This is a genomic window from Mucilaginibacter sp. (assembly GCF_028288205.1).
Lineage (GTDB): Bacteria > Bacteroidota > Bacteroidia > Sphingobacteriales > Sphingobacteriaceae > Mucilaginibacter.
On sequence record NZ_JAQBOD010000010.1, the window covers coordinates 1 to 13,932 of the forward strand.

General features: G+C 38.9%; 13 protein-coding genes. 5 read left to right on the forward strand and 8 right to left on the reverse strand.

All coding sequences use genetic code 11. The features are described from left to right. The first annotated feature begins 318 nt into the window (after positions 1-318). From JWR23_RS01700 to JWR23_RS01710, 3 genes are all read left to right on the forward strand, one after another. Positions 319-1,326, forward strand: a complete 1,008-nt coding sequence (locus JWR23_RS01700) for an IS110 family transposase (protein ID WP_299512130.1) — start codon at positions 319-321, stop codon at positions 1,324-1,326. Positions 1,327-1,514: 188 nt separating this feature from the next. Further along, the gene (locus JWR23_RS01705; RefSeq protein ID WP_299512133.1) at positions 1,515-1,745 is read left to right on the forward strand and encodes a DUF433 domain-containing protein; all 231 of its coding nucleotides are present in this window, start codon (positions 1,515-1,517) and stop codon (positions 1,743-1,745) included. Next, complete coding sequence (locus JWR23_RS01710; RefSeq protein ID WP_299512135.1) at positions 1,746-2,105, forward strand: DUF5615 family PIN-like protein; 360 nt, start codon at positions 1,746-1,748, stop codon at positions 2,103-2,105. Here JWR23_RS01710 and JWR23_RS01715 read toward each other — a convergent pair. Together JWR23_RS01715 and JWR23_RS01720 are read right to left on the reverse strand one after the other, a co-directional pair. Beyond that, on the reverse strand, positions 2,102-2,860 hold the full coding sequence (locus JWR23_RS01715; protein ID WP_299512137.1) for a glycosyltransferase family 2 protein: 759 nt from the start codon (positions 2,858-2,860) through the stop codon (positions 2,102-2,104). The genes JWR23_RS01710 and JWR23_RS01715 overlap by 4 nt on opposite strands. Beyond that, the gene (locus tag JWR23_RS01720; RefSeq protein WP_299512138.1) at positions 2,860-4,125 is read right to left on the reverse strand and encodes a glycosyltransferase family 4 protein; all 1,266 of its coding nucleotides are present in this window, start codon (positions 4,123-4,125) and stop codon (positions 2,860-2,862) included. Before JWR23_RS01720 ends, JWR23_RS01715 begins: the two co-directional genes overlap by 1 nt. 129 nt (positions 4,126-4,254) lie before the next feature. Between JWR23_RS01720 and JWR23_RS01725 the strand changes: the two genes are divergently transcribed. Beyond that, complete coding sequence (locus tag JWR23_RS01725) at positions 4,255-4,767, forward strand: serine acetyltransferase (protein WP_299512140.1); 513 nt, start codon at positions 4,255-4,257, stop codon at positions 4,765-4,767. Positions 4,768-4,788: 21 nt separating this feature from the next. Then, entirely contained in the window at positions 4,789-5,535 is a 747-nt protein-coding gene (locus JWR23_RS01730; protein WP_299512143.1) for a bifunctional 2-polyprenyl-6-hydroxyphenol methylase/3-demethylubiquinol 3-O-methyltransferase UbiG, read from the forward strand. Here JWR23_RS01730 and JWR23_RS01735 read toward each other — a convergent pair whose 3' ends face one another. The 6 genes from JWR23_RS01735 to JWR23_RS01760 form a co-directional block, all read right to left on the reverse strand. Then, complete coding sequence (locus tag JWR23_RS01735) at positions 5,536-6,453, reverse strand: glycosyltransferase (RefSeq protein WP_299512146.1); 918 nt, start codon at positions 6,451-6,453, stop codon at positions 5,536-5,538. Continuing rightward, positions 6,454-7,227, reverse strand: coding sequence for a class I SAM-dependent methyltransferase (locus JWR23_RS01740; protein ID WP_299512149.1), 774 nt, complete (start codon positions 7,225-7,227; stop codon positions 6,454-6,456). 69 nt (positions 7,228-7,296) lie between these two features. Next, the gene (locus tag JWR23_RS01745; RefSeq protein ID WP_299512151.1) at positions 7,297-10,347 is read right to left on the reverse strand and encodes a gliding motility-associated C-terminal domain-containing protein; all 3,051 of its coding nucleotides are present in this window, start codon (positions 10,345-10,347) and stop codon (positions 7,297-7,299) included. Positions 10,348-10,526: 179 nt separating this feature from the next. After that, the gene (locus JWR23_RS01750) at positions 10,527-12,020 is read right to left on the reverse strand and encodes a lipopolysaccharide biosynthesis protein (protein ID WP_299512154.1); all 1,494 of its coding nucleotides are present in this window, start codon (positions 12,018-12,020) and stop codon (positions 10,527-10,529) included. After that, on the reverse strand, positions 12,017-13,138 hold the full coding sequence (locus JWR23_RS01755; protein WP_299512156.1) for a glycosyltransferase: 1,122 nt from the start codon (positions 13,136-13,138) through the stop codon (positions 12,017-12,019). Before JWR23_RS01755 ends, JWR23_RS01750 begins: the two co-directional genes overlap by 4 nt. Positions 13,139-13,140: 2 nt before the next feature. Continuing rightward, positions 13,141-13,911: a bifunctional 2-polyprenyl-6-hydroxyphenol methylase/3-demethylubiquinol 3-O-methyltransferase UbiG gene (locus JWR23_RS01760; protein WP_299512158.1), complete on the reverse strand. Its 771-nt coding sequence runs from the start codon at positions 13,909-13,911 to the stop codon at positions 13,141-13,143. Positions 13,912-13,932 lie beyond the last annotated feature (21 nt).

Consider the following 13,932-nt stretch of genomic DNA (forward strand, 5'->3'; position numbering starts at 1 on the left):
CAATGTCATTAAGTTAAGATATTTGTCATCTCCTTTAGATTAGCTTCAGCAAAATAAACAGGTTATTATTATTGTTGAAGCTTTCTTTTTGCTTCTTTTTCTTTGTTAATAACCTCGATTTTTGTGGATAAAGTTAACAGCGGTAAAGGCGCATTATTGTCATCTCCAGGCTTAAAGGCCTATCGTTCGATTTACTCCTTTACCGCTTGTTTTAAACTTAGGCATCAAATAGAAATTAGAGTTTACGAGGCTCCTTAGTAAGGAATTGATGGTGTTTAAAACATGTTAACTGTTTACTCACATAAACAGTGTAAAGGTATGGAATTTGAATTTTTTATTGGCATTGATGTATCCAGGAATGAATTGGATTTTGCTATTCAGAAGGGTGAAAGATTGTTATTTCACCGGGAGATTGTTAATGAGTCGGCTGCCATCAGCGCATTCCTCAAAGAGCTTGGCAGGCTACCGGGATTTGTTATGCATAAAGCTGTCTTTTGTATGGAGCACACCGGCATTTACAACAATCATTTATTACAGGTGCTTTATAAGAAGAAATCCAATATTTGCCTGGAAGCTGCCACCCAGATCAGGAGTTCGCTGGGAAACATCCGTGGTAAGAATGATAAGATCGATGCCATTCGTATTGCAGGTTATGCCTATGACAAGCAGCATAAACTATGTTTATGGCAACCTAAACGTGAGGTCGTACAAGAACTATCCCATCTTGCTGCTACGCGGTCACGATTGATCTCGGTTAAAAAACAACTGAAGGTACCGCTTAAAGAACATGCTGCCTTCAGTACAAAAAGAACCGGCAGGCGAAACCTGCAGGTCTGTAGCCATTCCTTAAAAGCAATTGACGCAGATATAGCCAGGGCAGACAAGGCCATTGAGCAACTTATTGCTGGCGATGAAGAATTGGCCCGTATATTCAACCTGGTAACTTCAGTAAGTGGTGTTGGTAAGGTAACTGCTGTACAGGTTATCGTTGCGACTAATGAATTTAAGGATATTAATAACCCTAAAAAGTTCGCCTGTTATTCCGGGGTAGCCCCTTTTACTGACGACTCAGGAAAGATCATTAAAAAAGCGCGAGTATCGCATATGGCCAATAAAAAAGTTAAAACGTTATTGCATCTGTCAGCTATTGTCGCCATACAGTACAACCAGGATCTGAAGCTCTTTTATGAACGTAAAGTATTACAGGAAAAGAAGAATAAAATGAGTGTGATAAATGCAGTCAGAAACAAACTCATCTTACGGATATTTGCCTGCGTTAATCAGAACAGACCCTACGAAAAAAATTATTGTAAATTAGTTGTTTAGATCATAGAAATCGAACATAGTGAGAGATCTATATATGCGCTAAACAAACGGATTGCAATGTATAGATTTCTCGCTACCGCTCGAAATGACAACGGGTTAAAAAAGGTAAGTCTTTCTTAATAAAAAATAGCGATGGGCTTTATACTTATCGCTATTTTTTTATTAGAAATTATCCGTAAATTTACAATATGGACCATCTTTTAGAACGAATTACTATTGACCCCAATATATGCCATGGAAAGGCATGCATACGTCATATGCGGTGGCCCGTAGAAGTAATCATTGATCTAATAGCTTCTGGCATGTCGTTCGAAGAAATTGTTATCGATCATCCCGAATTAGAAAAAGATGATATTTTAGCGTCCCTCGCTTATGCAAAAATCACTTTATCAGGTAAATCTTTGTTAGAAATAAGTTAAATGTTTTTTTTAATAGATGTTCATTTACCTATTAGTTTATCTAAATTTTTAAACAGCCAAAAAGATTGTAAAGCAATGCATGTTAACCAGATATTACAAAAATGGCATACAACAGATGCCGAAATTTGTAAATATGCTGATGATAACTCAATGGTTGTAGTTACGAAAGATCAGGATTTTAAAAACTCTCATTTCATAAATAAAACACCAAAAAAAGTAATTCGCGTAACACTTGGGAATATTTCCAATACTGATCTGATTCGCCTTTTTGATAAGTATTTAGCTTTTATATTACCATTATCTCAAAATCCTGAAATATACATTGAGATAAGTAATGAACAAATTATTGTGATTGATTAATCGTTCGTCCTTCTATTCTTCACCCAATACCACCCCAAATTAAAAGCTATAACCGCATGATTTAAAAGTGTTGGCAATAACCCATAATACCGTTTCATAATATCAAAACGCTCTGCCAAACTTTGGCGGTGCTTGAGTTTTGACATACCCCCTACTTTGTATTTGGCAACATATTGGTTTACATTAACTATGGTTTTTGCCTTTTTTGCCGCGCGAAGTATCCAATCTATATCAGCACTTAGCTTATACTTTGGATCATAGGGCTCTGTTAATGAACGCTTGATATAAATAGCCTGGTGACTTACACTCATGCCATATTTAAAGCTTTTCCAGGTAAAATTTGCCGGCGCGGCATGGCGGCGCTGACCCAGGCTTTTACCTACCTCGTCTATCATTTCTGTTTCGCCATAATAAATATCGGCGCCTTTAGCTGTAGCAAAAACATTAGCAACCGTTTCGTCCGAATAAAACTCATCGGCCGAATTCATGAACAGCACATAATCGCCGGTAGCAGCGGCTAATCCTTTATTCATGGCATCATAAATACCTTTATCGGGTTCGCTTATTAGTTTGGCTATGCGATCCTTATATCGCTCTATAATCAGTAATGTGCCATCTGTGGATCGTCCGTCAACAACTATATATTCAATACCGGTATAAGTTTGGTTTATTACCGACAGCAGGGTACGCTCAATATCGCTTACATTATTGTAAACCACCGTAATTACCGATAATATGGGCCTGCCCTCTTTCATTACTTTAATATAGATTGATATAGGTCAATATATTGCCTGGCAACCTTTTCATTGGTATAATTATCCAGCACTTTTTGCCGTGCGTTTGCCGATAGTGTGGCCGCATCGGTTGTGTTAAGGATTTCATCTAACCCCTTTGCTAAATCGGCAGCAGATCGAAACTCAGCCAAATAACCATTTTGCTGATGGTCTACCATTTCAGGTATTCCGCCTGTATTAAATGCAACTACAGGGGTACCGCACGCTAAGGCTTCCATAACGGTATTAGGCAGGTTATCTTCTAATGAGGGGGTCACAAATACGTCAACCATACCGTAAATTTCGGATAGCTCTTCCTGCGATGTGATAAGGCTTAATTCATGTACTTTAAACGGTAGTTGGGTAACATCAAAATGGTTGTTCTTGCCAAATATCACTACTTCTGTTTTTTCGTTTTGCGGATAGTCGGTTTTTAAAATATTCAATGCTTCAATCAAATAATTTATCCCTTTTCGCCTATCGTTTATGTTAGCTGCGCCAAACAAAATGATCTTTGCGGCGGGGTTAATGCCGCGCTTTTCGCGGGCCACAATATTATTTTGCGGCGAAAAAAGCTCGACGTCAATTGGGTTTGGAATGGATTCTATACGGAAATCTTTAAGCAATGAACTTTGTTTGGCTACCCCGGCCAACCATTGGCTGCAGGTTACAATAGTTATGTTTTTAGCATCCGCATACATTTTTGCTTTGCGATGCCATCCTTTACGTGAAATATCGTTCTCGCCCGGGTCACGCAAAAACGGACAGTTGCCACACTCCCGCATAAAATTATCGCAGGTACCGGCATAATGGCACCCGCCCGTAAATTCCCACATATCATGCAGCGTCCAAACTATTGGCTTGCCGGTATCAACCAACCCTTTTAGGTCGGCAATGGATAGGAAGCCTGAGTTTATCCAGTGCAGATGCAAAATATCTGCATCCCTTACTATCTGCCTGTTGTGTATACTTACCCCTGTTGGAGCAGTTGAAAAAGCAAACCTAACCGATTTATCTTTTTCATGAAAAAACATAAATGGCAACCGTTCATACAAAAAATCAAACTTTGCTTTTAAGTTGGTAATAAAGTTGTTTGCAATCCCTTCAATACGGTCATCATTTGATTGTTTATACTCTACCAATAACCGCGCGTCAACATTTTGCGAGTCTAAAGCATTTAACAAGCGCATGCAGGCGGCAGCGGCTCCGCCATCCCCATCAGATGTGTTGATTAAAGTAACTTTCATTAACACAAGTATAGTAATAAAGCTGAAAGACTAAAGCAGAAAGCTTTCGACTTTCTGCTTTTAGCTTTCTGCTTATATTATGCCGAAAAATTTTACTTTTGACTATTCAACCCAAAGCGCTTAATAAACATGAGTTATTTATTTCAGGATTGGCAATCAAACCGAAGAAATTTTAAAGGGCGACTTGTTTTATTCATGTTCAGGCTGGCATCATTGATTAACCGGTCAATGATAGCAAAGGTTATATTTATACTTTACCTGCTGTTTTACCGCTACGCGGTGGAATGGTGCTGGTGCATTGAACTGCCCCGAAAGTTAAAGGTTGGCAAAGGCCTGATGTTGTTTCACGGCCAGGCTTTGGTAATTAACCAGGGGGTTATTATTGGCGAAAATTGCACATTAAGAAACTCGACAACCATTGGCCATAAAAAACAGGCCGACGGAACTTTTAGCCCATGCCCGCGCATTGGTAATAATGTAGATATCGGGGCCAACGTAGTTATAATTGGCGATATTGAAATTGGCGATAATGTAATAATTGGCGCGGGTACAGTTGTAACTAAAAGTGTCCCCGCAAATAGTGTAGTAGTGGGTAATCCTGCAAGAATACTGGAGAAAAAGGACACTGCAGAAAATATTTAAAAATCAGGCTATCATTAATTAATGGATAATAATTTAACAGATCGTTCTTTTTGGAAATCTTTTTGGGAATCAAGAGTAGGCCTTATTTTTAATATTAAACGCGATTATATTTTTGGCGATATACTGGCTAAGATCATTGCCGAAAAAGGGGCAAAAACAGCCATTGAGCTGGGCGGTTTCCCCGGTTATTATGCCATCTACCTGAAAAAATACCAGGACATGGATACTACCCTGCTGGATTATTTTATTCACCCGGGATTAGTAAATGAACTGCTGGCTAAAAACGGTCTGCAGGAAAACGACATAAAAATTATTGAAGCCGATCTGTTTACCTACGAGCCGGAGGTGCAGTATGACATGGTACTCTCTTTTGGATTGATAGAGCATTTTAGCGATACCAAAGCTATTATAGAAAACCATTTACCCTTTTTAAAACCCGGCGGCACATTGTTCATCACACTGCCAAACTTTAAAGGCATAAACGGCTGGGTGCAACGCAAGTTCGACCTGGAAAATTACAACAAACACTATATTGAAAGTATGAACCCTGCCCTGCTTGCTGATTATTGCCGGCAATTAGGCTTAAAGGATGTAGCATCTTATTATCACGGCAGGTTTTCTATGTGGTTGGAAAATAAAGCTACCCAATCTGCTTTTGCAAAGGCTTTTGTTAATACATTATGGTTTACGGGTAAGGTGATAACTAAGTTTATTAAGTTTGAAAGCAAGATGCTATCACCTTATATTGTGTTGAAGGCTACCAGGTAATTACTTTTTACCCACGTATTTTATTTGCCATTGCTTAACCAGGCGCATTCCTCTTTGCAATAAGCTGCCCTTGCGGTTTTTAAGGAAACGTTTAATAGCTTGATGAGCCTTCTGGTTCTCTTTAATTTCTACCGGGAAATATTTAACGGGTTTTGGGGCTATGTTTACCCCGTACATGTTTTCGATATTGGAATGCACACCTGTACCATCATGCCCTATGTTATGCACCAGGGAATGCGAGGGATTGAGCGTAAGCCCTCCTTTTAAAAATACAGACGCGTACCAGCGTATAGCCCAGGAGTTGTTCTTACCCGCTTTAAACTGCTGCATTTGTTTCCAGAAATTCATGGTACCATCTATAGAAAACTTTTGGATCTTTTGCCGGTCAAACTGCCCTATCAGCTTATCAATATCCGGCTCGAAGTTTTTCCATGCGCGCGCCCATGTGGCCCATCCCCAGCTGGTAGCTATATGATGAAAAAAAGTTTCGGGCAACGTTTTATCATCCAGCCCGAACATATATGCGCCAATGTGCATCACTGCATTATCCTGCTCATATTTATCAAGCGACTCATTAAAATATTGCAGGGTGTAAGGTGATGAAAGCAGGTCATCCTCAAATACAATAACTTTTCCAAATTCATTAACCAACTGGGTAACCCCGCCAATTATAGAGTTGGCAAGGCCCATGTTCTCTTTCCTTGCAATCATTTTTACCGATTTAAATCCGGTAATATCTTTTACCAATGCCCTCACCTCGTAAACCTTATCTTTATCTGCAGCAGTTTTTGCACCATCAGAGAATATAAACAGTCTTGATTCCTGGGCCAGTAAATTTTTTTGCAAACAGGCCAGCGTGCGACGGGTATGGTCGGGCCGGTTATATACAAATAAGGCTATAGGGGCGAGGTTTTGCATTTAAAATAATTCGGGTTGCTTATCGGCCTTTTTACACAAAACGGTATAGTAATTAGCAAATTTCTCCTCAACTTTTTTACCAAATACAGCCGAGGCCAGCTTTTTAACGTTATGCTCCAGGTCTATCTTTAAATTACTCCAAAGGGTTTTCGATTTTTTAAGGGTGATATAGGTATAGAATTTGGTTACCTCAGGAGCTATCATGTCGGCCAAATCATTTACCACTTCAAAGCCTTCGGTATATAATAAATAGCGCAACGAGGTTGGCGTATAAACATTAATGTGCCCGTAAGCTAAAAAGTGCTTTATGCGGGTATCAACCCCGGCCCTGTAATCGCGCGGGACTTCAATAATACACATCTTAGCTACACGCTTTATTTCGCGTAACAGCATTCTTTCATGCTCCACATGTTCCAGCACGTGCGAAAGTATGATCAGATCAAAACTATCATCATCAAAAGGTAAATGATAACCATCAAATTCCTGCACCGATCTAAGGCCCGGTATGTTTCTTTCCCGGATACGCTCTGCTCCGCTTGCTGATAGCTCAACTGCATGATATTCAGGAGCAAAATTTTTTCCGGCCAATAACTTTAAAATGCTGCCATCACCGGCACCTACTTCCAGAACCTTATTAAAGGTATATCCTTTACTAACTTCCAGGATATGTCCAACTTTATATTTGGCCCCAAGCATACGCCATGTTTCGTCATTATTTTCATAAAACGAGTTGTATGCGGTTTTAAGATTATCGCTGCTGCTAACTTCTTGCATTTTTAGTATCCATATTTATCAGCCAAAATTAGCATATAAATATTAAATTGGCTTGGGTAGCCATTTAAATTACTTTATGAGTGAAACCCATCCAGCAAGTGGTTTTGACCCATCTTTAATATCAATAGTATAATAATAAGTTCCAAAAGGCAGGTAGCTGCCTTTATATTTTCCATCCCAGGCCTTGATGTAGCCTATGCTTTTAAAAACAGGTGTGCCATTCCGGTTGTAAACAGTTATTACCATATTGCTATTGGTATTTAACACGCCAATATCCCAGGTATCATTAATTCCATCTCCGTTTGGTGTAAATGTATTGGGTATTACAATATCTTTATATACTTTAACAGATACATCATCGCTTACAATAAAACAACCCTGTGCTGATGTGGCAGTTAGGGTGTAAGTAATATCTGTTAACGGTGTAGACACCGGGTTAAGAATATTTGGATTATCTAAATAAGTGGTTGGCGACCACCTATATTGGAAGCTACCACTGGTTACCGCACCATTTAACTGGGTTTTGCCACCACCTAAAATTGCCTTATCGGCCCCGGCATTAACAATTGGTTTGGGTATTACAGTAACAGTTACTGTTTTTGAAGCAGTACAAACGCCGCCTATTAAAACCGTATAAGTGGTAGTTACCGGTGGCGATGCTGTTGGATTTGACAGATTAATATTAGACAAACCCAATGCCGGCGACCATTGATAAGTTGAACCACCCGACGCAGTTAAAACAACACTGCTCCCAACACAAATGGTTGCAGCAGACGTATTAACGGCAGTCGGCATAGTGTTTATAGTAATAGTTAAAGTATTACTGGGGACAGGCGTACTACATACTGCCGAAGTTGCCAGGCGGCGATAATATGTTGTAGCACTTATTATAGGCGGATCATAATCCTTAGCTGTTGCTCCCGAAATATCTGTAAATGTTACATTATCCGCTGAGCTTTGCCATTGATAGGTATAAGCTCCATTACCACCGGATGGGGTGCTTCCTGCAAAATTTGCAGGGTCTCCTATGCCACAAAAACTTACAACCGCAGGCGCTGTAATACTATTATTTAAAATAATAGAATTAAGTGTTATGGTAATTACATTACTTTCTTGAAGAACTGAGCATACACCGGATGTTACTAAACGGCGAAAATAGGTTGTTCGTGCAATTACCGGCGGATCGTAATTTATTGAAATAGCGCCTGCAATATCAGTAAAGCTAATATTGTCTGATGATTTTTGCCATTGATAGTTATAACTTTTTGTTCCCCCGGTTGGCAGCGAACCGTTTATTACCGAAGGTTTAGCGTTACCCCCACAAAAATCAGGATCAGTATTTGAAATAATATTATTTGAAACAGGCGGATCTAAAGTAAATGTAATAGCAATAACATTACTTTGTACCGGCGTTGCACAAGTAGCCGAAAATGCATTACGCCGATAATAAGTGGTGCCGGTACTGGTACCCTTCGGTGGATTATAATTCTTTGAAGTGGCGCCCGTGATATCGGTATAGTTCTTATCATCAGATGATTTTATCCACTGGTAATTAATAACCGCTGCCCCTCCACCTATTGGTGGGTTACCATCGATGGGTGTGGGGGCAATCAGCTCACAATAAACTACTTGCGGCGTAAATATGACATTCTTTGACAGGAGTACAACATTGGGAGTATATTTGGCTATAAATAAATCGCGGGTGCTGCTTTGGGCGGTTACAGGATAGGGGCTGACACAGTTTGATCCGTCAAAGTTAACGGTTGAGCAAAATGAACCCGTTAGTAAGACATCATTATTGCTGTTTACCGCGGCAGCAGACCGACCCAAATTGTTACCACAGCTGCTATTTCCTAAACCAAATGCCCATATATAACTTCCGTTAAGATCATATTTTGCCAAAAACATATCCCGGATACCATGATCCGCTACATACGCTACACCAGACGTCAACGAATTAAAGTTTATTGTTCCTGCAAAATCCCCTGTAATATAAATATTGTTATCGCCCCCCATTATCAGGCCATAATTGTTAACTGATGAATTTACACCGCCAATATCTTTATACCACTGAAATGCGCCGACGTCCGAATATTTAGCAAGAAATATATCCTGATTTCCTGTAGGGGTGAGCATGGCTGCAGTACCAAAATTTAATGGTGCAGCAAACATGCCATCAACATAAATGTTGTTTTGGGCATCTGCACAAAGGTGAATGTTATAATTATAATTTGTTGAGGTGCCTGTTATTACATTTACCCATATCAAAATTCCGGATGGTGAATACTGAGCCACGTACATTGAATTCTCACCGCTCACGTTATTGGCGCTGCCTAACGGATTAAAATCAACGGTGCCATTTATATACCCTGAAACTACAATGTTTTTATTTTTGTCAGTTAAAACATCAATAACAGAGTTGTCGCCGCCTGTTGCACCCAGGCTAAAGTTCCATAATACATTACCGGTCTGATCGTATTTAATTATTAATCCATCAGTAGCGCCCTTGGCTGTAACGCTTGTACCGCCAACGTTTACTGTTGATTGAAATTGGACCACCTCTACCAAATTTCCTGAAGCGTCGCTAACAATTTTATTTCCCACATCGTTACCTGTCCCGCCAATGGTTTTGCCCCATACAAAACTCCCGCTATTATCCAGACGTATTATAAACGCGTCGCTGCCTCCGGCAGATTGTAGACTAAAAGCACCGGCAGTCAATGTTGGCGAATCGAACTGGCCGGTTATGATTATATTACCATTTGCATCCAGGTCCAGCGCGCTGGGTTGATCTATGCCCGTTCCGCCTATTGAAACAGCCCATATTAAAAGGCCATTTGTGTTGTATTTAGCAATATAACCATCAAAGCTTCCAACTGCTGTTAAGTTTTTTACGCCGTTTAGTGAAGGGTCGAAGTCCACAGTTCCGCTATAACTACCGGTAATATAGATGTTGTTTTGAGCATCAACCTTCATCATAGCTGATATACAATTACCATTTGGCCCTCCCATATCAGTAACCCATTTTGGTGTAGACGGCGCTAATTGACAAATTCCGGCTAATGGCAATGCCATTAACCATGCAGTTAAGTAAAATATGTATTTGAAACTATTAGGCATTGGTTTGATTGGAACCTACAATTTACGAAAGATTATTAAATAAACCGATATAACTTTTTTAATGTAGCATCAACCTTGTCATTAATATCAGTTGATATTTTAAAGTAATAAGCTAATAGGCCGTAACAAATAACTTTACATAATACCTAAAGAAATATTGTGTATATGAGATAGCCCAGCTATTTTCTGCTGATTCTGTGTTTTAAAACTTTGTCAAACAGGATATTTATATCATCTGAAATTTTCAGAAAATAAGACAGCGAAATATATATTACCGCAACAATACCCGAACGCAAAATCATATCGATATAGATATTATGAACCAAAGGCAGATATAAACCAATTAATAACGATACCAGGCTAACCAGCAAAATTAATAAATGGGCCCGGCCAAAGGGCTGTAAATTAAACTTTACTTTAACATATATCCAGTATAGAAAGTTAAGGATAAACATAGTAAGAAAATAAGCTACTGCGGCGCCCATCATCCCAATTTGGGGGATAAGCAGCCAGTTTACAGCTACGCAAAAAAATACCGACCCAACAATAAAGTAAGTAGTAAATTTATAATGTTTTGATAGGTTGATGATATAGCCGTTAACCCCACCAGTTATATCTGTTAAAAACCCAAGGCCCACTACTATAAATACATTAAAATAGGTGGCGTATTCAGTCTTATGCAGAAGTACAATAATAAAATGCCTATTTACAACCAGTCCAATAAATAATAACGACCCAATCAACATTTGCATTACCGATGTTTTATAATAGATCTTACCAATTTTTGGCAAATCATTATTGGCCCAAGCCTGGGCAATAATTTGTAATGATGTACGGTTTAGCGCTTTGGCGGGTAAACTAATAACTAATGCTATGGCAAAAAAGGTACTATAAATGGCCAGTGTTGGCAAGTCCTTAGTTATATTCAGTAGCATTATATTATCAAGATATTGTATCAATGCAGCTGATGTGCTGCTTAGAAGTGTATAAAAGCCATATTTTATAAACTCATTTTTTTTGCTGATTATTTGCGACGATATACGGGTCAGTTTAAAATCGCGCCCCTTATATATATAAAATAACAGGATAGCTATCATAGCTATATTGGCAGCGAGGTATATGGATAAAAAATCGTGATAATCTATAAGTGATGCCCCAATTAATAATACACTTACCAGTGTAAACACCCGCAATAAAACCTCCCGCAAAAATGATGATAGTACATTTTTAAAAACAGTAATGGCCAGGCTCTCAATCACCGTAAAAACCATGGTTAAAAAAGCAAGCGGAATCAAGTAATAAAAATATCGTACCAATAACTCCGAACCAGGTTTATTACTATAACGGTTTATAATTGAATGCTGAAAAAATAGAAAAATTAAGGTAAATACTACAAAGCTTATAAAGCACCAAACAATTACAAACGTTACAAAGCCGCCATGCTTTTTATCTTCGGTACGGAAATGGGGGAAGTATTTAAAGATGATATTATTTACACCAACCGATGCTATTTGTGCATACAATAAGGTAATGGTATTCATTATAGCGAAAAAGCCTATTTCTTCGAGCGTTAAAGCACGCTGAAATAAAACTACCAGATTAAAAAAACCAAGTGCGGTACCTGCATATAGTATGATGCTGTTATAAAACCCTTGCTTCTTTAATAGATTCATTTAATACTCTTTTGTATAATACTATCAAGCAATGCTATACGCGCATTGATATTATAATTAGCTATCATATGCTCACGGCCGGCCTTACCCAGCTTTATGGCAAGATCTGTTGAATTAGCTAATTTAATCATTCCTGCAGCCATTCCTTCAATATCATGTTCGGCTAATAAAAACCCTGTTACACCATCAATAACTGCTTCTTTTATGCCAGCATGACGGGTGGCTACAACGGGCAATCCTGATGAAGATGCTTCTAATATGGAAACCGGGGTGCCTTCACTATCGCCGTCTGCCGCTGTTACCGAGTGCTGTACAAAGCACCTTGTATTTTTCATTAACGCTTTAATTTCTGCTGGTTTTAAAACTCCGGTTAACGTAATATTCGATTCTAATTTCAACTCGGTTACCAGCTTATTTGCCACATTGAATAGTGGCCCATGGCCAACCATCCACAATTTGGCATCGGGAAATTCATCCACTACTAAACTAAAAGCTTTTATTAAAGATAAAGGTGATTTCTTCTCGACAAAACGGCCTATTGCCAAAAAATTTCGGGCGGAGTTTGAAATATCTAAGAGCGGAAAATCATCCGGGGCGACTCCGCATGAAGCGTTGAATATTTTTGTTGCCGGTGCGCCTAATTCTTTTAATTTTTCAACCATATCGGCCGATACCGCAATAAAAGCGCTGGCGTAATTAAATGCTCTTTGATAAAGAGACCCATATTCGGCAATGGTCTGGTTGTTATATACGTCGGCCCCATGATAATGAATAACAAGCGGAATATTTGCCTGCTTACAGGCATCTGTAACCATTGCGCCAACCATGCCATATTCGGCAAAAACCACATCTACTTTTTTACTAAGAAAATAGTCTCTTAAAGCATTTGTTCGTACAGCAATACTTTTTCGCTTAAATATTTTTTTTTGGATAAGATAGCTTAACAGCCCCCATTTTGATTTGATCAACGGATGTCCCTCATTATCATAAACCGGGAAGGCACCGCCGTATAAGACCAGTTTGTTGCCGGCCAGCCTATCAATATGTGCCTGTATAAAGGTTTCAGAAAAGGATGACTTATTAGGCTTGATAATGCATAAGGTATAACCGCTATCCATGTTTATCCTAATTTTCTGCGAACGAAAGACTTCCGGAAAAAACTACCCAATTTTGCTTTAACCTTTCCAAGTATCCTACTGCTCCTTTGGCTTGCTGTAACTGGCTTAGGTGTAAAAAAAGCGCTTTCAAAATCATCATTTTTCTCCAATACAATGTGGGTATAATCAGCCACGTGCCAAACATTTTTTTGATGATATAAAATTACCTCGGTGCCTGTATCAGTAGCTAATTTTCCTATTACCTGGAATGTTATATGTTCATCAACAGGCTGCATAGTTTCGGGCCGGTTTATCAGGCACCATTTAAGATTATGAGGTGTTGGTACGGTTAATATTATTTTCCCTTTATTTTTTAATAGTTTTAATAATGCAGCATGTACCTCGGGTCTATCATGCACCGCTATGTGCTCATAAACATCCATAAAGATGATCATGTCAAACCGGTCATCCTTAAAAGTATCAGGCGTTAGTATAGTTTCTCTAAAATCAAGCTTATCATCCGCAAAAAGCTTTTGCGCTATCTGGATAGACATAGTACTGATGTCTATGCCGGTAATATGCGCATTGGGCCATTGCTTGTGCATTCTTTCGCAAATACTGCCCATGCCGCAGCCTACTTCTAAAATACGTTTAGGGCTTTTAGGGGCAAACTGCATAATAGTTTTCCATCCGTACTCAATACGCGGATTAACTATAATATAATCGTTCAGCTTATATTTAACGTGCTCATCATAATATGATACTACGTTTTCGCGGTCTATTTTTTCTTCCATTTATAAATACGAGGAATAATT